Source organism: Sphingopyxis sp. Geo48 (genome assembly GCF_949769155.1).
In the GTDB taxonomy this organism is placed as follows: domain Bacteria; phylum Pseudomonadota; class Alphaproteobacteria; order Sphingomonadales; family Sphingomonadaceae; genus Sphingopyxis.
Genome location: NZ_CATKPA010000001.1, coordinates 343222 through 364592 on the forward strand (window position 1 = coordinate 343222; position 21371 = coordinate 364592).

The following is a 21371-nucleotide window of genomic DNA, read 5'->3' on the forward strand; positions in this document are numbered from 1 at the left end:
AACAACCATGCGCTTCGTGACCTATCGCACGGCCGAAACCGGGCCGCGCCTCGGCCTCGTTCACCAGGGACTCGTCATCGACGTCGAATATTTCGGCGACGCGATCGGTCATGACCTGCCCGCGACGATGCTCGACTTCATCGATCTGGGTCCGGTCGCGCTCGGCTTCCTGCAGGAGGCCGTCGCGGCCGCGACGCCCGCCGATCTGGTCGGCACGTCGCTGCCCGAGGGCAATGTGACCCTGCTCGCGCCGATCCCGCGCCCGCGCAAGAATATCTTCGGCATCGGCCTGAACTATACCGAGCATGTCGCGGAATCGGCGCGCGCGCTCGACACGTCGGACGCGCTGCCGAAGGAGCCGGTGATCTTCTCGAAGCCGCCGACCGCCGTGGTCGCGTGGAACGACCCGATCCGCCACAATGCGAAGGTGACGCAGCAACTCGACTGGGAAACCGAGCTGGCGGTGGTGATCGGCCAGACCGCGCACCGCGTGGCCGAGGCCGACGCGCTGGATCACGTCTTCGGCTATACCGTCATCAACGATGTGTCGGCGCGCGACTGCCGCCGTGCGGGGCAGTGGATCGTGTCGAAGGGGCAGGACAGTTTCGCGCCGATGGGCCCCGCGATCGTCACGCGCGACGAAATCACCGATCCGCAGAACCTCAATATGTGGACCAGGGTCAACGGGGTCGAAAAGCAGAACAGCAACACGCGCTTCATGCTGTTCAGCGTCGCGCAGCTCATCGCCGACATATCGGGCGTGATGACGCTCGAGCCCGGCGACATCATCGCCACCGGTACCCCCGCCGGTGTCGGCGCGGGCCGCGACCCGCAGGAGTTCATGTGGCCGGGCGACGTCGTCGAATGCCATGTCGAGGGCATCGGCACCTTGCGTAACCCGATCGTCGCCGTCTGAAGGACCGAGCCATGACCCGTCCTTTCCGCGTCGGCCAGATCGTGCCGAGTTCGAATGTCACGATGGAAACCGAAATCCCCGCGATGCTCCGCGCGCGCGAGGCGATCCTGCCCGACCGTTTCACCTTCCACAGCGCGCGGATGCGGATGAAGAAGGTGACGAAGGAGGAGCTGGCGGCGATGGACGCCGACTCAGACCGCTGCGCCTTCGAGCTGTCCGACGCTGCGGTCGACGTGATGGGCTATGCCTGCCTCGTTGCGATCATGAGCATGGGCTCCGGCTATCACCGCGTGTCGGAAAAGCGGCTTCACGGGCGGACCGTCGAAAACGGCCATGCCGCGCCGGTCGTCACGAGCGCGGGCGCGCTGGTCGACGGCCTGCACGCCCTCGGCGCGAAGCGAATCGCGGTGGTCGCGCCCTATGTGAAGCCGCTGACCCAGCTCGTCGTTTCGTACATCGAAAGCGAGGGGATCGCGGTGCAGGACTCGCTGGCGCTCGAGATTCCCGACAATCTCGAGGTCGCGGCGCAGGATCCCGCGAACCTTCTTGCCCACTATAAGAAGCTCGACCTCTCGGGCATCGATGCGCTGGTTCTGTCGGCCTGCGTCCAGATGCCCTCGCTGCCCTCGATCCAGAAGGTCGAGGATGAAATCGGGCTACCGGTCGTTTCCGCGGCGGTCTGCACGACGCACCAGATGTTGAAGCGGCTCGGGCTCGAAGCGCGGGTGCCGGGTGCCGGCGCGCTGCTTTCGGGACGCTATTGATCGAAGGGGGACGGGCGGTGAAGCTCTACAGCTATTTCCGGTCATCGGCCGCCTATCGCGTGCGGATCGCGCTGGCGCTCAAGGGGATCGCCGCCGACCAGGACGCGATCAACCTGCTCGCGCGCGAGCCGCTGCCGGGCTATCGGCAGGCGGTCAATCCGCAGGGCTTCGTCCCCGCGCTCGACACCGACACCGACGGGCTGATCGTCCAGTCGCTCGCGATCATCGAGTATCTCGACGAAACGCATCCGGAACCCGCGCTGTTGCCGAAACGCGTCGCGGACCGCGCCTATGTCCGCGCCGCCGCGCAGCTCGTCGCCTGCGACATCCATCCGCTCGCGAACCTCCGCGTGCTTCGATATCTCAAGCGCGATCTGGGGCAGAGCCAGGATGCGATCGACGACTGGTACCGGCATTGGGTCGAGGACGGTCTCGCGCGGCTCGAGGCTTTCGTGGCAGCGGAAGGAAAGAGTGGACGCTTCCTGTTCGGCGACGCGCCGACGATGGCCGATTGCGTCCTTATTCCCCAGCTTTTCAACGCGCGCCGGCTCGCGTGCGATCTGGCGACTGTTCCGACGTTGGTCGCGATCGACGCCCGCTGCGCCGGGCTCGATGCGTTTCGTCAGGCGCATCCGGACGCGCAGCCCGACGCGGTCTGATCAGCGATGCCTCAGCTGCAGCGGCCGAACCCCTTGCCGCGCACCGCGCGGCCCGGCGTCGCGCCGCTGTGCCGCCCGTCCTTGAGGACGGCAACCCCGTTCACATAGACGTCGCGCATGCCGACCGCATAGCGATGCGGTTGTTCGAAGGTCGCGCGATCGGCGACCGCCGCCGGATCGAAGACAACTACATCGGCGTAATAGCCGGGCTTCAACGCTCCGCGTTCGGCGATGCCGAGATTGGTCGCGGGCAATGTCGTCAGACGGCGCACCGCTTCCTCGAGCGTGATCAGTTTCTCGTCGCGCACATAGCGGCCGAGGAGACGCGCGAAATTGCCGTAGGTACGCGGATGCGCACCCGATTTCAGGAACACGCCCTCGGTCGATTGCGACGCCGCGTCGGACCCGAAGCTCATCCACGGCAATTGCACCTGCTTCCGGACATTGTCTTCCGACATCAGGAAATAGACGGTGCCGACGCGCGACCCGTCCTCGATCACGAGGTCCATCGCGGTTTCTTCGGGCGATTTGCCGCGCATCGCCGCGACCTCGGCGAGCGTCTTGCCGGTGAGCGGCTTCAGCGCCTCATTCTTGAACCCGGTCAGGATCATCTTGTCGGCGCCGGCGCCGAGATAGAGATTCTCCCAGTCGCTGCCCGGCTTCTGCATCTCCGCGGCAACGCGCGCGCGCGTCGCGGGATCCTTCAGCCGTTCGATCCATGCTTCGAGGCCGCCTGCCTGCACCCAGGTCGGCATCGCCGCGTCGAGCCCGGTCGCCCCGGCGGTGTAGGTGTACATGTCGGTGGTGATGCGCAGCCCCGCGGCGCGCGCCGCCTCGATCTTCTTCACGACCGCGTCAAGCTTGCCCCAGTTCGAGCGGCCCGCCATCTTGAGATGATAGATTTCGGCGGGCGCACCCGATCGGCGCGCGATCTCGATCAGTTCATCGACGGCTTGCTCCAGCCGGTCGCCCTCCGACCGCATGTGGCTGATGTACATGCCGCCGCACTTGCCCGCCTCGGTCATCAGTGCCGCAAGTTCGTCGGTCTCGGCATAGGAACCGGGCGCATAGATGAGCGAGCTGCCGACGCCGAGTGCGCCCTCGTTCATCGCCTGCCGGACGAGCGCCTTCATGCGCGCGAGCTGTTCGGGATTCGGGTCGACGTCATCCTCGCCGAGTTCGTGGACGCGCACTGTCGCCGCGCCGACGAAGCTCGCGATATTCGTCGAGATGCCTCGCTTTTCGAGCCAGCCGAGATAGTCGCCAAGGCTCGTCCATTCGATCTTGTAGCGGATATCGCCCTGCCGCTCGGTCTCCTGACGTTTCATCGTCGCGTTGTACGGGCCCATCGACGAGCCTTCGCCCATCACCTCCAGCGTCACCCCCTGCCGGATATCGCTTTCGCTGCGCGGATCGGCGATCAGCGATTCGGTCGCCCAGCTCAGCATGTTGATGAAGCCCGGGGCCACCGCCATGCCGCGCGCCTGCACCTCGCGCTTCGCCGTGCCGTCGACTGTGCCGACCGCGACGATGCGGTCGCCCTTGATCGCGACGTCGCCTGTGACGGGCGGGGCGCCCGATCCATCGTAGATCGTGCCGCCGCGGATGATCAGGTCATAGGCGGGGCTCGCACCCTCTGCGGCCGCGGGCGCCGCCGCCGGTATCGCGCCGCTCAGCAGCATCAGCGAAAGGACGAAAGGCCGTGGCAGCGTCATCTTTTTCTCCGTGGATGAGCGGTGAGCGTCGTCAAATCGTCCATCAATCCTTCGGCAGCGCCTGCTGAATTGCGCGGTATCGCGCGGCCGATTTCTCCATATGGCGTCGCGCCGCGCGGCGGGCGGCGGCGGGGTCCTGCGCTTCGATCGCGGCATAGATCGCGCGGTGGTCGTTATTGATCGTGCGCGCATAATGCTGGTGCCGCTCGGGGTCGCTGCCTTGCAGGTACAGCTTGCGCGAGGGGACAAGGCGGACGCCGAGGAACTGGGTGAAGCGCAGGAAATAGTCATTGCCCGTCGCCCCGGCGATCGCGGCGTGGAAGGCGGTATCCGCGGCGACCGACGCGTCGACGTCGGTGCTCGCCTCCATCGCCTCGAGCGCACCGCGCAGCGCGGCGAGGTCGGCGTCGGTGCGGCGCCGCGCCGCGAGGTCCGCCATTTCGGCCTCGAACCCCATGCGCATTTCGAGCAGGCGCAGGACATCCTCGATCTCGCCGACCTCGTCGGCGGCGATCTGGAAGGCGCGATATTGCGCGCCGTCGGGAACATAGGCGCCCGAGCCGCGCCGCGACACCAGCAGGCCGCGCGCGGCGAGGCGCGAATAGGCTTCGCGCACGACGGTGCGGCTGACGCCGAACGCCTCGGTGATCGCCTTCTCGGTCGGAAAGCGCGCGCCGGGGGGCATGTCGCCCTTTTCTATCTGTTGTTCAAAGCGCTGGACCAGATCGTCGGCCAGCGACGCTGCCTTGGTCGCCATGGCGGGCAGGGTTATCAAAGCGCCGCGACGCTGGCTAGGGCCGGAAAGCCGGACCTTGTGCCGCGACATAGCTTTCCCATGCCTCGCGCGTCGCGAAATCGCCGCGGCGGTCCCACGCCGCGCCGCTATAATAGACGAACGGCTTGCCCGGCGTGACGCGGATCAGGACCAGATAATTGTCGGCGTCCTCGGCGAAGCCGATGAACGCGGCGGGATCGACGATCACCGCGGCGGCCATGCGGCCCTTGGCGCCATCGGGCGGACCCCACCAGCTCATTCGCGCGTTTGCCGCGTCCTTGCTGATCTCGCCGACCGCGCCGCCGTTTATCGGGCGCTTCGAGAGGCCGATCCCGACGATCAGTTCGGCGTCGCTGCTCGACGTCAGCGTCGACGTCAGCCGCGTAAAATTGGTTCCAGCGGGCAGGGTGAAGCGCCGCGTCTCGCGCACCGTGCGTAGCGTATCGACCGGCCAGGGATCATAGTCGACCGTGAAATCGGCGACCTCGGGTCCGGCGCTCAGGATATGCGGGCGGACATAGTTGCGCGAGGTCCAGAGCTTGTTGTCGTACCAGATGCCGAGCCCCCCCGTGCCGCGCCCGGTGCCGACATTATAGAAATCGAGCCCCTCGCCATGGTCGGCGTGCTGGTCACCGGTGCGGAGCTGGCGATCCATATAGGGCCAGTGGACGCGTTTGCCCCATGCGTCGATTCCCGACGAAGAGGGCGGTTCGGCAGTTTCGAGCGCGCGCGAATAAATACGGTGCGCGATGCGGTCATTCTCCCAGAGCAGGTCGCCGTAACGATAATCGGCGTTCACGACCGCGGCCCGCGCCCGCTGCTCGTCCGGCGTGGCCGGACGCAGCGGCGCATGATCCTGCGCGAGTGCGGGCGCCGAGATCAACACGGCGGCGAGGAGCACCCGGCGCATCACCAGCTCCACATCGTCCCGTCCTCGAGCCGGTTCACCGGCAGATAGGCGCGGGCATAAGGATGGTCGGCGGCCAGCGCCTCGTCGATGTCGACGCCGAGTCCGGGGGCGTCGCCGGGATGGAGCATCCCGTCCGCGAAGCGATAGGCGTGCGGGAAGACTGCGTCGGTCTCGGGGGTGTGGCGCATATATTCCTGAATGCCGAAATTGGGGATCGCGAGCCCGAGGTGCAGCGCCGCCGCCATCGTGACGGGCGACAGGTCGGTCGCGCCGTGACAGCCGGTGCGGATCTGGTGCAGGTCGGCGAGCGAGGCGATCTGGCGCATATGCGTGATGCCGCCCGCGTGGAGCACGGTCGCGCGGATATAGTCGATCAGCCGGTTCTCGATCAGCGCCTTGCAGTCCCATACGGAGCTGAAGATTTCTCCGACGGCGAGCGGTGTCGTCGTGTGCTGGCGGATCAGACGGAACGCCTCCTGATCCTCGGCGGGAGTAGCGTCTTCGATCCAGAAAGGCCGATATGGCTCCAGATCCTTGCCCAGCCGCGCCGCCTCGATCGGGGTCAGGCGATGGTGAACGTCGTGGAGCAGGTGGACATCCCAGCCGAGCGCCTCGCGCGCCGCCGCGAACAGCTCGGGGACGATGCGCAGATATTTGGCCGTCGACCAGATATTCTCGGTCGGCAGATCGGCGTCGGCGGGCTCGTAGAAATATTTGTCGCCGCTGACGCCATAGGTCGACGCCATGCCGGGCACCCCGCATTGCAGCCGGATCGCCCTGTACCCCTGGCGCTGATAATCGAGCGCGGCCGCGATCGTGTCCTCGATCGTCGCGCCGTTGGCATGGCCATAGACCATGCATCCCTCGCGCGAGGCGCCGCCGAGAAGCTGATAGACGGGCAGCCCCGCGACCTTGCCCTTGATATCCCACAGCGCCATGTCGACCGCGCCGATCGATGCCATCGTCACCGGGCCGCGCCGCCAATAGGCGCCCTTGTAGAGATATTGCCAAATATCCTCGATCCGGTGCGCGTCGCGGCCGATCAGACAGGGCACGACATGGTCGGCGAGATAGCTCGCGACCGCAAGCTCGCGGCCGTTCAGGGTCGCGTCGCCGACGCCGGTCGTACCGTCGTCGCATTCGATCTTCAGCGTCACGAAATTGCGTCCCGGGCTCGTCACGATCACCCGGGCGGACACGATCTTGGGCATGGCCTCTCCATTCGTCGATAGTTGTATGACAACCTTATTGACATGCTCGACGTAAAAGGAAAGAGAGAAGTCGCCGGCGGTAAGGACTGGCGAGCGAACCTTGCGGGAGAGAGCGGTGCCGATGAACTTCTTCGCGCCCCTGATGCTGGTCGCTGCGCCCGCAGCGGTCGCCGACGCCGAACCGGCGATGCCGACTGCGGCGGCGATCCTCGCCGAGACGCGGCGGGTTGCCGACTGGCAGCTGGCCAACCGCACCAACTGGGGGGCGATGCCGGCGGCGCGGCCAAGCGTTCGCAACCCGCGCGACTGGCAGCAGGCTACCTTCTGGGTCGCGCTGACCGCGCTTGCCGACCGCGATCCGCGCTATCGCAAGCCGTTGATCGAGCTGGGTCGCGAGCTTGGCTGGAAGCTCGGTGACAAGCCCTATCATGCCGATGACCAACTCATCGCGCGCGCCTGGATTTGGGCGGCGAAGAATGGCGAGGGGGGAAAGGCGCTGGCGCCCGCGCGCGCCTATTACGACCATGTGCTCGCGAACCGGCCGACGACCGACCTCGTTTTTGCTTCCAATGCCTCGGGGCAGGGCGATCCCGCCTGCACCGATCGCTGGTGCTGGTGCGATGCGTTGTTCATGGCTCCCGAGACGCTGCTGAAGCTCGCGAAGGCGACCGGCGACAAGCGCTACGCCGATTTCGCGCACGCCGAGTTCAAGTCGACGACCGACTATCTCCACGATCCGGCAGAGCGGCTCTATTTCCGCGACAGCCGCTTCTTCGACCAGCGCGACGCGCAGGGGCGCAAGCTGTTCTGGAGCCGCGGCAACGGCTGGGTGATGGCGGGGCTGGTCGGCATTCTCGAGACGCTGGACAAGCGCGATCCGAAGCGCGGCTATTATGTGGGGCTGTTCCGCGACATGGCGGCACGGCTCGTCACGCTGCAAAAGGCCGACGGCTATTGGCCCGCGTCGCTGCTGGATCAGGGTCCGGCGACGCCTCCCGAAACAAGCGGCACCGCTTTCTATACCTATGCCTTCGCATGGGGTATCGAGGCCGGGCTGCTCGACCGCGCGAGATATGAACCGGCGGCGGTGCGCGGGTGGCACGCGCTGACGCGTGCGGTGCAGCCCGACGGGATGCTCGGCTGGGTGCAACAGGTGGGCGATAGGCCCGACAGCGTATCGGCGCGCGAGACGCAATTCTACGGCGCCGGGGCCTTTCTGCTCGCGGGGACGGCGATGGCCGACCTCGCGAAGACGCGCAGCTTGAAAATAAAATGAAGCTTCTTGTCCCCGCCTCGCTCGCGTTGCTGTCGCTGGCTTCGCCCGCCGTTTCTGCTCCATCGGATCACCCGGTCTGCGAAGGCAGCGAGGGCTATGCCGCCAGTTTCGGGGGACGGCGAACCTTCGCTCTGACGCCCACCGACCTGGAGGCGATCAAGGCGAAACGGACGAGCGACCCGGTCGTCGCCGCAGCCTATCGCGACCTGATCGCGCGGGCCGACCATGCGCTGGCTGCCAGGCCCGCATCGGTGATGGACAAGCAGGCCGCTCCGCCATCGGGCGACCGCCACGATTATGTCAGCCTCGCGCGTTATTGGTGGCCCGATCCCGCCAATCCCGCAGGCCCCTACGTGCGCCGCGACGGCGACACCAATCCCGAGATCGAGACGAACCGCTTCGATCGTATCGCGCTCGCCCGCATGGCACGCGAGGCGGAGACGTTGGCGCTCGCCTATTATTACAGCGGCGACACCCGCTATGCCGATGGCGCGGCGCGGGCGATCCGGACCTGGTTCCTCGATCCGGCGACCGCGATGAACCCGAACATGGATTTCGCGCAGGCGGTGCCGGGGGTCGCGAACGGCCGCGCCGAGGGCGTGCTCGACGGTGCAGGGTTCATCGGGGTGATCGACGCGGCGGGGCTGATCGCACCTGCGGGATCGCTCTCGCCCGCCGAAAACGCCGCGCTCGAAAACTGGTTCGCGCGCTATGTCGACTGGATGCAAAACAGCGCGAACGGGAGGGCGGAAGCGGCCGCGGGGAATAATCACGGCCTTTGGTACGACGCCCAGCTTGCGCGCTTTGCGCTGTTTGCGCGGCGCCCCGATATTGCGCGCGACATTGCGCTGCATTTTACCGAGGGGCGCATCGATGGGCAGGTCGATGGATCGGGCGCGATGCCCGCCGAGCTGACGCGGACCCGCAGCTTCCATTATTCGCTCTATGCGCTCGACGCCGCCTATACGGTTGCCGACAGCGCGGCGTGCATCGGCATCGACCTGTACGCGGAAACGGGACCAAAGGGGCGCTCGCTGCGTCGAGCCACCGATTATCTCGCGGCCTATCGCGGGCGCGCCGCGGACTGGCCGTACAAGGAAAAGGACTGGCCCGCCGACATGCTCGATGGCCTGCTGGTGCGCGCCGACCGCGCGTGGGGGCCGGGGGCCTATCCGCGGCACATTCCTGCAGATCTCGTGCTCCGCTATCGGGTGCCATGATTGCGCGGCGCACCCTGCTTCTGGCATTGTTGCTGGCAGCGCCGGCGGCATGGGCGCGCAATTCGGGGGCGTTCGACATTCGCGCGATCGAGCGCAAGCGGCTGCTGCCGCAGGGGCCGGCGTTGCTGGCGATCGAACCCCGGACGATCGCCACCATCCCCGCGCCGCGCAGCCCCGCGGGACCGCATGACTATTATTCCGAGGGCGACTATTGGTGGCCCGATCCTGATAATCCGGGCGGTGCCTATGTACGCCGCGACGGGCGATCGAACCCTGACAAGTTCGACGGGCACCGCGACGCGCTGATCGCCTTCGGCCGTACCGTTCCCGCGCTCGCCGCTGTCTGGGAGCTGACCGGCGATCCACGCTATGCCGAGGCGGCAATGCGGCATCTTCGCGCCTGGTTCGTCGACCCGGCGACACGGATGAACCCGAACCTCGACCATGCGCAGGCGATCATCGGCGTGAACAGCGGGCGCGCGATCGGGGTGATCGATACGCTCCAGATCGTCGAGGTTGCGCGCGCTGCGGAGCTGTTCGCGCGCCGCCACGCCCCCGGCTATGCCGCGATTCGGGCCGAGGTCGAGCGGTGGTTCGTCGCCTATCTCGACTGGCTGACGACTTCTCCCTTCGGGATGCAGGAGCGCGACGAGAAGAATAATCACGGTAGCTGCTGGCTGCTGCAGGCATCGGCCTTTGCGGCCCTGCTCGGGCGCGGCGATGTGCTGGAGGCGGCGCGGGTGCATCTCAGGACCGTGATCGTCCCGACGCAGGTCGCACTCGACGGCCGCCAGCCGCTGGAACTCGCGCGGACCAAGCCCTATGCCTATTCGCTGTTCAACCTCGACGTGCTTGCCGCGAGTGCCTGGCTGCTCGGCGGTCGCGATCTCGTCGCGTGGGAAACCGGCGACGGGCGTTCGATCGCGAAGGCGATCGCCTTCATGGCGCCTTATGTCGCCGACAAGGCGCGCTGGCCCTTCGCGCGCGACATCGAATATTGGGATGGCTTCCCGGTGCGCCAGCCGAGCCTGCTGTTCGGCGGACTCGCGCTTGGCCGCCGCGACTGGACCGACTTGTGGCAACGCCTCGATCCCGATCCGCGGATTGGCGAAGTTGTCCGCAATTTCCCGGTCCGCCAACCTTTGCTCTGGTTATAAGCGTTGACGCCCCGCGGCGCGGACCAAAGATGTCTGACATTTTTCTTGACATGATGTGGCGAAAGGGCGATCAATAATGACACCGGTTACCAAAATGGAACCGAGACAAGAAGGGAGAGGGTGCGTTCGGCCCGCCGCGTCGATAGCGGGCGCCCGGACATTCCCTGAAATGAGGACAAATGGCGCGCGCCGCTTCATTTGTCCGCAAGAGTAACCGGTGTCATTCCTTGCCAGCGCGGGAATGCATTGTAAAAAGTGGGAGGGATTAGATGGCAAATCGGGCGAAATACGGCGTCGGAATCTGGGCGCGGCTGGCGGGCGGCGCGTCGCTCGCGGTGCTGGCGGTGACCCCGGCGCTCGCGCAGGAACCGGCGGGCGGCAATGCCGCCGATCCGCCAAGCGAGGAAATCATCGTCACGGGCATCCGCGCTTCGCTCGAACAAGCCGCCGACATCAAGCGCGATGCGCCGCAGGTGATGGATGTCATCACGGCGGAGGACGTCGGCAAGCTCCCCGATTCAAACGTTGCCGAGGCGCTGCAGCGCGTCACCGGCGTCCAGATCACCCGCGTCTTCGGCGAAGGCCAGTCGGTATCGGTGCGCGGCCTGCAGCAGGTGCGCGTCGAGGTCGACGGCCGTACCCTGCTCGGCTGGTCGGCGCGCCTGTCGCCGCCCGAGAACGACCAGCTTGGCCGCTCTTCGGGGCTCGATTCGGTGCCTTCCAGCCTGTTCGGCCGCCTCGAAGTCCGCAAATCGCCGCTGGCCAGCCAGGCCGAGGGTGGGCTCGGCGGTACGGTCAATCTTGTCACGCCGAAGCCGCTGTCGTTCAAGGAGCCGACCATTTCAGTGCGCGCGCAGGGCGTCTATTCCGAAAACACCGACAAATTCGAACCCGCGATCACCGGCTTTGCAACGACCAAGTTCGCCGACGGCCGCATCGGCGTCATGATCGCCGGCGAATATCAGAAGCGCACCTCGACGACCCAGACGTTCGAGCGCAACAATTTCCTCAACCGCAACTATACCGGAACGGGCGGCGGGGCGATCCCGACCCCGGTGCTGCTACAATATGAACAGTTCGTCGTCGATCGTTCGCGGCTCGGCCTCAACGGCGCGATCCAGTTCGAGGTGACCCCGGAATTCACGATCACCGCCGACGCGCTCTATTCGAAGCTCAAGACCGGACGGCACCAGGATTTCTTTGCCTTTCGCCTGCCGACGGGCAGCAACCCCGTCACCAATCGCGTCGTCGAGGACGGCATGGTCGTCGCGGGTAACGCCAACGGCACGGTGACCACCGCGGGGCAGATCCGCAACGAGCCGACCGAGAGCTTCCTCTATGGGCTCAACGGCAAGTACGAGAACGACGGACTGACGGTCGAGGCCGACGGCTATTACAGCAAGGGCACGATCGACCAGACGATCCAGATCATCACGCTGCAGGCGACCGCCGCAGTTCCGGGAGCGTTTGATTTCCGGGACCAGACGGTCCCGTCGCTGACGCTCGGCGGTACCTTCAATCCGACCAACTATGCCTCCTACAATCCCGCGAACAACGGCGTGCGCAGCAACCGCCTCATCGGCCTGCTCGAGGAATGGACCGGCAAGCTCGACGTCAGCTATGAGGCCGACAGCGGCGTCACCATTTCGGCGGGCGTGCGCTATACCGACCTTCATGCGCGGTCGAACGCATTCCGCAGCCAGGTCACCCCGACCCGGACCGAGATCGAGCCCTATCTGAAGCTCATCAATGCTGGCGATATCCTGGCTGATATCCCGGGCAGCTTCCCGCGCAGCTTCCTCAGCACCGCGCCGACCTTCGATTATGTCTTCAACCGCGCGCAGGCGGCCGAGCCCAACCCCGATCCGAATGGCCGTTCGACGCTGCTTCCCAATCTGCAGCGCGACTATGATCTCAGCGAAAAGACGATCGCGGGCTATCTGATGGTGTCGGGCGAGGGCGAGATCCTCGGTGTGCCGTACAAGGCGAATGGCGGCGTGCGCATCGCGGCGACGCGCCTGTCGGTTGACAGCTATGTCAACGTCGGGGCGGTCAGCACGCTCCGCAACGACAAGAACCGCTACACCACCGTGCTGCCGAGCGCGAACATCGCGTTCAACGTCACCGACAATTTCCTCGTCCGCGTGTCGGGGTCGCAGACGATGCAGCGCGCGTCGATCGCCGACCTCGCGCCATCGACCTTCTTCAACGCGACGAACCTGTCGGTTACCGGAGGCAATGTGAACCTGAAGCCGCCGATCTCGACGCAGGCCGACGTCAGCTTTGAATATTATACGGGCAAAAGTTCGCTGATCTCGGGCGCTGTCTTCTATAAGGACGTCAAGGATTTCATCGCCAGTTTCGTGACCTCGGGGGTCGACACCAACCTCGATCCGCAGGGCCGGGTGCTCGTATTCTCGCGTCCGGAGAATCTGGCGAGCGCGAAGATCAAGGGCTTTGAAATCGGCATCCAGCAGTTCGCCGATTTCCTGCCGTCGCCGCTCGACGGCCTCGGCATCATCGCGAACTATACCTATTCGGACTCGGAGGACCAGTCCGGCTTCCCGCTCGTTGCGGTGTCGAAGAACAGCTACAACCTCGTCGGCTTGTACGAGAAGGGACCGTTCTCGGCCCGATTGGCGTATAACTATCGCGACGAGGCGGTGTTCGAATTCTCCGAAGGGCGGCCGAGCTTCATCGGCTCGCGCTCGCAGCTCGACGCGCAGGTCGGTTTCGACATCACCAGGAATTTCGCCCTGTCGCTGCAGGCGCAGAATCTGATGCCGAAGAAATCGGCGACGAAGGAATATAGTGTGAACGAAGTCGCCCTGAACAGCTATGCCCTGTCGGAGCGGCGCTTCTCGGTCGGGCTCCGCGCCAAATTCTGATGCCTTGAGGACGGCGCGGCGCCCCTTCACAAGCGCCGCGCTGTCCACGGACGATAAGGGAATGAATAGTATGCGATTGCCTGGCCGGGCCGGACGCCCTCTCCGTCTCGCCCTGTTCCTGTCGGCTGCGGTGACGTGCGTGACGATGGCCCAGGCTCGGCCGGGCGATCTGCCAAGGATACTCTCCGACCGCGCGACGATGGCCGCGAACCCGCTGCCCGATTTCTCCTATGCGGGCTATGGTTTCGGGACGCAGCCGATCCCCGGGGATGACAGGACGGTCGTTGACGTGACCGGCTTCGGCGCGATCCCCGACGACGGGCTCGACGACACGAAGGCGGTGCTGCGCGCGCTGGCCGCCGCGAATGCCGTCAAGGGCAAGGTGACGCTGCGCTTTCCCAGGGGACGCACGCAGATCACCGAGGTGCTGCGGATCACGCGCAGCGACATCACGCTCGACGGCGCCGGTGCGGGGGCAGGGGGCAGCGAGCTCTGGTTCCCGCGGCCGCTGAAGCTGATCGACAAGAGCCATGATTATGACGAGCTGCGCGAATATCTCGTCCGCGAGAAGAAGCAGCAGGTCGAGCCCGAGCATAATATCGACTATCTCTTCACCGAATATAGCTGGGCGGGCGGGATGATCTTTGTCGCGCCCGAAGGAAGCCGGCCGGTTTCCTATGACGCGGCGAAGGATGTCCGCGACCCGGTGCTTGCAAAAGGCGTGGCCGGCACGCAGTTCGCCCGCACCCTGACCGTCGACACCGCGTCGAAGCTGCGCGTCGGCGATGTCGTCCAGCTCCAGTGGTTTTCGGTCGACGGGCCGAAGAGCGCGATCCTGAAATCCCTCTATGGCGACACCGACCTGCCGATCGGATCGCACCACTGGACCTCGCCCGACCGGCCGGTCGTGGTGCAGGCGACCCGCGTGACGGCGGTCAGAGGCAGGACGGTGACGCTGGGCGATCCGCTGCTCCACGACGTGCGCGCCGACCAGCCCGCGGTGCTTGCCGAGTGGCGGCACCTCACGAACGTCGGCATCCAGAATCTGCGCTTCCAGTTTCCCGACGCGCCTGCCTTCGGACATCATCTCGAGCAGGGCTATAACGGCATCTACATGACCGGCGTGTTCGACGGTTGGGTTCGCAACCTTGTTATCGACCAGTCCGACAGCGGCATCCTGACCGACAATGCCGCGAGCCTGACGATTGCCAATGTCACGACGACGGGTGCGCGGCGCGCGCATTATTCGGTGCATGTCGGCGCGGTGCATAATGTGCTGGTCAAGGATCTGAAGGTCGAAAATCCGGTCATCCATCCGCTCAGTGTCAACACGCGCTCGACGCGCTCGGTCTTCCGGCGCGCCGACGTCGCGGCCGGGGCGGTGCTCGACCAGCATAGCGGGTCCAACCACCAGAATCTCTTCGATCAGGTCACGCTTCATATCGACCCTGAGCAGGGGAAGGACGGCTGGGTCTATCGGTTGTGGGTCGGTGGCGGCGCGCCCTATTGGAAGCCGGGGCACGGGCTCTACAACACGCTGTGGAACGCGCGGCTGGTGATTCCGGAGAGCGTGCCGGCCGACGCGACGGTCGCGATCACCAGCGGGCTCGAGGGGCCGGGCGAACGGATCGTCGGGCTTCACGCCAACCGCCGGATCAGCGTCCACTACGATCCGGCACCCTATATCGAGGGCACGGGAGAGGCCGTGGCAGGCGCGCCGTCGCTCTACGATTATCAGCTCGCGCGGCGCCGGAAATAGGAAGCGGCGCTCGCTTCCGTAACGTAAACTGTTGCTATTCGGCCACGAATCCACGAAATTTTGCCAATTTCCGCATGCGCGCGTTGACGCGCCGGTTGCGGTCGCTACAGCGACACGTTGCTGCTGGGCATCTCCCACTTAGGCCTTTGGGCTGCGTCCGGCGGTTTGGAGAGAGAGAGAGACATCATGACTTTGCGCAACATCCTGTTGGGCGCCACCATGCTGTGCGCCGCGACCACCCCTGCCTACGCCTTTGCCCAGGACGCCGATGCGTCTGCCGACACCGCGACCACCAATGACGAAGCCGAATATGGTAACGAGATCATCGTTACCGCCACCGGCCGTTCGCAGATCGCACAGGATGTGCCAATTGCCCTGAGCGTCGTTGGCGGCGAGCAGCTTGCCAACGCCGGCATCTCGGACATTCGCGGTCTCCGTCAGGTGGCGCCGAGCCTTCAGGTGACGACGGGTCAGTCGTCGGCGACCGGCGTCGTGCTGCGCATCCGCGGTATCGGTACCGCTGGCGACAACCCCGGGTTCGAGCCTGCCGTGGGCGTATTCATCGATGGCGTGCTCCGGGCGCGTGCGGGCGTCGCGCTGGCCGACTTGCCCCCGATCGATCGCGTCGAAGTGCTGCGCGGTCCGCAGGGCACATTGTTCGGCCGCAACACTTCGGCCGGTGCGCTCAACATCATTACCCAGAAGCCCTCGTTCGACCTCGGTGGCTACGCCGAGCTCAGCTATGGCAATTATGACGAGATCGAGGCCAAGGCAGGCATCACCGGCGGTCTTTCCGAGGCGGTCGCGCTCCGGCTCGACGGTGGCTATCACAAGCGCGACGGCTATATCAAAGACGCCAATTCGGATCGTCGCTTCAACGATGTAGATCGCTGGTTCGTTCGCGGTCAGGCGCTGTTCGAGAAAGATGACATCAGCCTTCGCATCATCGGCGACTATGCCAAGACCGACGAGCAGTGCTGCGGCGCGATCAACACCAATTCGGGCTTCCTGATCGCTCCCAACCCGGCGGACATCAACACCGTGCTCGGTTTTGCGGCCAGCAACGTCATCCAGGCCTTTTCGGCCAACCCGCTGCTCGGCGGCGCCGTCGGCCGCGTCGGTATCGTCCGGCCGTTCGATGCCAAGTCGCGCACGATGGCAACGTCGCCGAACCGCGACCTGTCCGAAAAGGTCGACGAATGGGGCGTTTCCGGCGAGCTGAACTGGGATCTGGGCGATGTGACGCTGACCTCGATCACCGCCTATCGCGACTGGAAGGCGCTGCGTAACCAGGACATCGATTTCTCGGGTCTCGATCGCGCCTATCGCGACGGCTATCGCACCGGCCTCACCGACTTCACGCAGGAAATCCGGTTCAACGGTTCGGCGTTCGACGGTGGTCTCGACTGGCTGGTCGGCGGTTTCTACCTGAACGAAAAGACGACGCTCACCGACCGGGTGCGCTTCGGCACCCAGGCCGACCAGTTCGTCGACGGCATGTTCAACGCGCTGACCGCCGGGCAACCGGGCCTGCCGGCGCAGGGCCTGCAGCTTTACGGCACGCTCGGGCCGCTCGTGCCGGTCTATGCCGGTGTGCCGCTGCCGCGCACGCCCGACGGGGGCGGCCAGGTTGCCGACCAGTATAGCGTCAAGACCGAAGCCTTCGCGCTCTTCACGCACAATATCGTCAACTTCACCGACCAGCTCTCGCTGACGCTCGGCCTACGCTACAACCACGAGAACAAGGACATCAAGGCCAACCTGAACTCGGTTGTTCCGGCCTGTTCGTTCCTGCAGAGCCCCGGCGCTGCCGCCTATCGCGCCGGTCTCGGTGCGCGCTTCCCGCTGGTCTATCTCTATGCCTGCAACCCGACCGTCAATTCGGAGTTCAACGGCAACTACACCGGCGACCGCAGCGAAAGCGAGTTCACCGGCACGGCGAAGCTGTCGTTCAAGGTCACGGACGATGTCCTGCTCTATGGTGGTTACGACCGTGGCTACAAGTCGGGTGGTTACAACCTCGACCGCGGCTCGTTCGACAGCGTTCTGCTCGGCGGCAACGGTGCGCAGATCACCGATCTGGAATTCGGCAACGAAACGGCCGACGTGTTCGAAGTCGGCGTGAAGAGCAATTTCGGCCACGCCTTCCAGGTCAACGCCTCGCTGTTCCACTCGACGTTCAAGGGCTATCAGAACAATGCGTTCGAAGGGACGCGCTTCGTGGTCCGCAACTTCGACAAGGTGATCTCGCAGGGCGTCGAGCTCGACACGATCATCCGCCCGGTGAGCGACCTGACCTTCCAGTTCGGCTACACCTACCTCGATACCGAGGTGAAGGATCCGCTGGCGGGCAGCGACAATGGCAAGCCGCTGACCAATTCGCCGCGCCATGTCATTACCTCGGCAATGACCTGGACGCCGCAGCTCAGCAGCTCGGTCGGCGGTCTCGTCCACATCGATGCGCGGACGAACAGCGACTCGAATACGCTCAACTCGCCGCTCGGCGTGCCGTTCACGAAGAATGACGGCTATTCGATCGTCAACGCGCGCGTCGGTCTGAACTTCAACGACAACAAGTTCGGTATCGAGGCCTATGTCGAGAACCTGTTCAACAAATATTATAATATCACGTCGTTCCCGGTTCCCGAGCAGGGCACGAGCTTCGCGGTCTATCCCGCGCCGCCGCGCTTCTATGGTGTGAAGCTTCGCGCTTCTTTCTAAGGGACGCATAACGGAAAGGGCGCGTCGTTCCGGCGCGCCCTTTTTGGTTTCTTGCTGGGGCAAAAGAAAGCCCGGCCCCTCGACGGAGAGGCCGGGCCTTTTTGTTTACGCTGTGCGCAGGGTCAGAATTTGACCCCGGCGCCGATGCCGTAACGGCGCGGTTCGAGCGTGAAGATGTTCGTGAACAGGCCCGACGACTGGTCGGTCAGGTACAGACCCGTCGTTGCGTTGCTGTCGAAGATATTCTGCACGAAACCACGCACATACCAGCGGTCGTCTCTGCCGTTGAGCTGGATCTGGGCATTGGCTTGCGCATATCCCTTCACCTTGTTCACCCGGCCGTTGAAGATATTGCCATAGCTGTCGCCGGTGTAGGTGAGATCCATGCGCGGGACGAGCGACATGCCGCTGTCGAAGTTGATCGTGTGCTGGACACCGGCCGAGAATTTGACGTTCGGCGCCTGCGGCAGCTTGTTGCCCTTGATGCTGATCGGCACGCCGCCGCCATAAGCGGTGATCGCGCCGCCGGTGCCCGCAGCCGCAGCAACGAGCGCGTCGCAGCTCGAGAAGGCTCCGCTGCCGGCACCGAGCCCCGAGTCCGACGGGAAGGCGGTCGGCCCGCGCAGGCCGTTGGCTGCGGTCAGTCCGCGGCTGGCGTTGATGCCGTTGTTCACCGCGGTGACGAAGGCATCGGCCGCGGCCTGGCCGCCGACATTGGCGACGATGGCGCAGTTGAACGCCTGGCCGATATCCTTGATGATCACCGAATTCGGCAGGCCGCCCGACGGATCGCGCTGGTTGATGAACAGCGTGTCGTCGGTGACCTTGGTGTTGAGGTAGCTGAAGCCGAGGTTGATCAGCCAGTCCGGATCGGGCCGGACGATCCCTTCCACCTCGATGCCCCAGATGTCGGCGTCGACATTGTCGTTGAGCGAGGTGCGCGCGACGATGCGGCTGAGCTGCAGGCCCTTATATTTATAATAGAAGCCCGTCAGGTTCAGCTGCAGCTGGCCGCCGCCGAAGGTGTTCTTCGAACCGATCTCGAACGCGTCGACGATTTCGGAATCGAAGGTTTCGGTCACGCCGGGAATGATCACCTGCAGCGCCGGGTTGATGCCGCCCGATTTGTAGCCGCGCGAGTAGGACGCATAGAGGAGATTGTCGTCGGTGATCTTGAAGTCGACGACGGCGCGGCCGGTGAATTCGTCGAACTTGAAGGTCCGGTCGCGGAACCGCTGCGGCCCCGGCAGTCCGGTCGCGCCCGTGTCGGCGTCGAACGTCCCCGAATAGGGCGACTGGAAGATGTCGCCGGTCGTGGAGTAGGGGACCAGGAAGTTCGCCAGCGTGGAGTTCGAGATGTCGCGCTTCTTGTCGTTGTTGTAGCGCAGGCCGACGGTGAATTTCAGCCGGTCGCTCGCCTCGAAATAGGCCTCGCCGAAAATCCCGTAGGAGGTCAGCTTGAACACCTCGTCATGGTTCCGGAAGTAGGGCGAGCCGAGGTAGGACGGCGGCAGGCCCCGCGACAGCGCGGTAAAGGTGCCGAACAGCGATGCGAAATAGTCGATCGAGAAGGAATTGACATAATAGTCGCCGTCGGTCGTCTTCGACTGCGAATAGATGCCGCCGAGCAGGAAGTTGAGCGGTCCGTCGAAGTCGCTGGTGATGATGGCTTCACCCGCCCAACTTTCATTCTTCGCGACCGAGCGGTCGAAGGACAGGGGGGTCGCCGCACAGATGGCGTCGCCGCCGAAGACGCCGAGGCCGTTCGGATTTGTGTTCGACGTGCAGACATTGCCCGCCGGTCCGTTCGGGATCAGCGCGGCCGCGATCGGCGCGAAATAGGCGTTCGTGCCGGGCAGGCCGGGGATGCCGTTGGCCGCGAGGAAGGCCAGCGAATTCAGGCCCTGTTGCAGCGGCGCGCGGCTGGCGACGTCGAGGTTGTAGTCCTGCCGCGAATCGACCCGCGTGCGCTGATAGATACCCGTGAGGCCGAGATTGATCGTCCCGAAGCTATGGTCGAGATGCGCCTGCGCCTGGATTTCGTCGGTGAAATATTCGGGCGTGAAGTCGGTGTTGACCGTCCGCACATCGGCCGGTTCGACCGATGTCGCGTTGATGTCGGCGCCGTAGAGGCTGCCGGTTCCAAGCCCGAGCGCGGGCGAAATGCCGTTGAGGCCGAACACTTCGCGCGAGCCCAGCACGCTGGGGAAGGTCGCGTTGCCGTTGACCTTGCCATATTCGCGGCGGTTGTTGAGGCAGCCGAGCACGCCGGTCGGATCGCGCTGGCAGAGCTGCTTCTGGATACGAAGGCGGTCATCCTTTTCGCGGAAATAATAGCCCATCAGGTCCAGCGTCGTGTCCGGGCCCGGCTCCCAGCGCAGCGAACCGCGGATCGCGTACATTTCGCGGCCGTCGATGTGGCTGCCGTCGAACAGGTTCTTCGTATAGCCGCCGCGCTTCAGGTAGAAGCCCGCGGCACGGACCGCCAGCGTGTCGCCCAGCGGGACGTTGACCATCCCCTTGACTTTCCACGCATCGAAATTGCCATATTCGCCGTCGACCGACGCTTGGAACTCGCCGGGCTTGGGCTTGGCGGTGACGAAGTTGACGACGCCCGAGGTCGCGTTGCGGCCGAACAGCGTGCCCTGCGGTCCGCGCAGCACCTCGATGCGCTCAAGGTCGAAATATTCCGTCTCGAACAGGCGGGTACCGAACAGCGGCGAACCATTCACATGGATAGCGGTCGCGCTGTCGCAGCTGAAGCCGACGCAAAGGTCGCCGATGCCGCGGATGGTAAAGCTCGAGCCGGTGAAATTGCCCTTGGAAAAGGTGACGTTGGGCAGGGTGAGCTGAAGGTCGGACGCATTCTCGATCTGTTGCGATTCCAGTGCCTCGGCCGAAAAAGCGCTGACCGCGATCGGCACGTCCTGCAGGCGTTCGGCCTGGCGCTGCGCCGTGACGACGATCTCGCTTCCGTAAGCATTGCTGCTTTCGCTGTCCGCGCTTTGCGCATGCGCCGGTGTCGCCACCGCCATCGCAACGACCGACGAACCGATCAGTGCCTTGAACTTCATCAACATCCTCCCTTTTTCGAACCCGCGCTTGCGGGCCGCCCAAACTCAATTGTGCTTAAAGGGGAGGGGCCGAGACCAGACGTGGCAAAGCGCGCCGAGCCGGAACGGCCAAGTGCCTGCGTGTATCCCGCTTGCCAGCAAGGCTGGTCATCGTCCTCTCCCACCGGCGTCGGGGAAGTACGCCGGCATCTCCTGATTACGGCCCGCTCGAGCGAACTCTGTAATGACTCGAAGGTGCGCCGAGTTGACGAAAGCGTCAAGTCACTTGTTACGCCAAAAACCGTCGGAAATTCAGGCGAGTCCCGAAATGGAAAAAGCGCAGATTC

Annotated in this window: 14 protein-coding genes; 9 read left to right on the forward strand and 5 right to left on the reverse strand. The window is 65.0% G+C overall.

Going from position 1 to position 21371, the window contains the following annotated elements; all coding sequences use genetic code 11:
• Positions 1-7 precede the first annotated feature (7 nt).
• Genes QOL79_RS01820 through maiA form a run of 3 tightly spaced genes read left to right on the forward strand, consistent with a single transcriptional unit; the run spans position 8 to position 2339 of the window.
• Positions 8-916 carry a fumarylacetoacetate hydrolase family protein gene (locus QOL79_RS01820; RefSeq protein WP_283418429.1) on the forward strand — a complete coding sequence of 303 codons (909 nt, stop codon included), beginning with the start codon at positions 8-10 and terminating at the stop codon, positions 914-916.
• Positions 917-927: 11 nt separating this feature from the next.
• Positions 928-1680 (forward strand): maleate cis-trans isomerase family protein, encoded by a 753-nt coding sequence (locus tag QOL79_RS01825; RefSeq protein WP_283418430.1) that lies wholly within the window; start codon positions 928-930, stop codon positions 1678-1680.
• A 17-nt stretch (positions 1681-1697) separates the two neighbouring features.
• On the forward strand, positions 1698-2339 hold the full coding sequence (gene maiA, locus QOL79_RS01830) for a maleylacetoacetate isomerase (protein ID WP_283419029.1): 642 nt from the start codon (positions 1698-1700) through the stop codon (positions 2337-2339).
• Between the two features lie 11 nt (positions 2340-2350).
• On the opposite strand, the gene QOL79_RS01835 is transcribed toward maiA, so the two are convergent.
• From QOL79_RS01835 to manD, 4 genes are read right to left on the reverse strand one after another with little or no spacing between them, the layout of a single operon-like run.
• The gene (locus QOL79_RS01835; protein WP_283418431.1) at positions 2351-4054 is read right to left on the reverse strand and encodes an N-acyl-D-amino-acid deacylase family protein; all 1704 of its coding nucleotides are present in this window, start codon (positions 4052-4054) and stop codon (positions 2351-2353) included.
• Between the two features lie 43 nt (positions 4055-4097).
• Complete coding sequence (locus tag QOL79_RS01840; protein ID WP_058454659.1) at positions 4098-4811, reverse strand: FadR/GntR family transcriptional regulator; 714 nt, start codon at positions 4809-4811, stop codon at positions 4098-4100.
• Positions 4812-4845: 34 nt separating this feature from the next.
• Positions 4846-5739, reverse strand: a complete 894-nt coding sequence (locus tag QOL79_RS01845) for a DUF4861 family protein (RefSeq protein ID WP_283418432.1) — start codon at positions 5737-5739, stop codon at positions 4846-4848.
• Positions 5739-6950: a D-mannonate dehydratase ManD gene (manD, locus tag QOL79_RS01850; protein WP_204993338.1), complete on the reverse strand. Its 1212-nt coding sequence runs from the start codon at positions 6948-6950 to the stop codon at positions 5739-5741. Before manD ends, QOL79_RS01845 begins: the two co-directional genes overlap by 1 nt.
• A gap of 121 nt (positions 6951-7071) precedes the next feature.
• Here manD and QOL79_RS01855 point away from each other — a divergent pair, with 121 nt between their 5' ends.
• From QOL79_RS01855 to QOL79_RS01880, 6 genes are all read left to right on the forward strand, one after another.
• On the forward strand, positions 7072-8226 hold the full coding sequence (locus QOL79_RS01855; protein ID WP_283418433.1) for a glycoside hydrolase family 88/105 protein: 1155 nt from the start codon (positions 7072-7074) through the stop codon (positions 8224-8226).
• Positions 8223-9446: an alginate lyase family protein gene (locus tag QOL79_RS01860; RefSeq protein WP_283418434.1), complete on the forward strand. Its 1224-nt coding sequence runs from the start codon at positions 8223-8225 to the stop codon at positions 9444-9446. Before QOL79_RS01855 ends, QOL79_RS01860 begins: the two co-directional genes overlap by 4 nt.
• On the forward strand, positions 9443-10603 hold the full coding sequence (locus QOL79_RS01865; protein ID WP_283418435.1) for an alginate lyase family protein: 1161 nt from the start codon (positions 9443-9445) through the stop codon (positions 10601-10603). The genes QOL79_RS01860 and QOL79_RS01865 overlap by 4 nt, the downstream gene beginning before the upstream one ends.
• Positions 10604-10872: 269 nt before the next feature.
• Positions 10873-13491: a TonB-dependent receptor gene (locus QOL79_RS01870; RefSeq protein WP_282946529.1), complete on the forward strand. Its 2619-nt coding sequence runs from the start codon at positions 10873-10875 to the stop codon at positions 13489-13491.
• A 70-nt stretch (positions 13492-13561) separates the two neighbouring features.
• Complete coding sequence (locus QOL79_RS01875; protein ID WP_283418436.1) at positions 13562-15250, forward strand: hypothetical protein; 1689 nt, start codon at positions 13562-13564, stop codon at positions 15248-15250.
• Positions 15251-15436: 186 nt separating this feature from the next.
• The gene (locus QOL79_RS01880) at positions 15437-17971 is read left to right on the forward strand and encodes a TonB-dependent receptor (RefSeq protein ID WP_283418437.1); all 2535 of its coding nucleotides are present in this window, start codon (positions 15437-15439) and stop codon (positions 17969-17971) included.
• A gap of 122 nt (positions 17972-18093) precedes the next feature.
• Here QOL79_RS01880 and QOL79_RS01885 read toward each other — a convergent pair whose 3' ends face one another.
• On the reverse strand, positions 18094-21045 hold the full coding sequence (locus tag QOL79_RS01885; protein WP_283418438.1) for a TonB-dependent receptor: 2952 nt from the start codon (positions 21043-21045) through the stop codon (positions 18094-18096).
• Between the last annotated feature and the right edge of the window lie 326 nt (positions 21046-21371).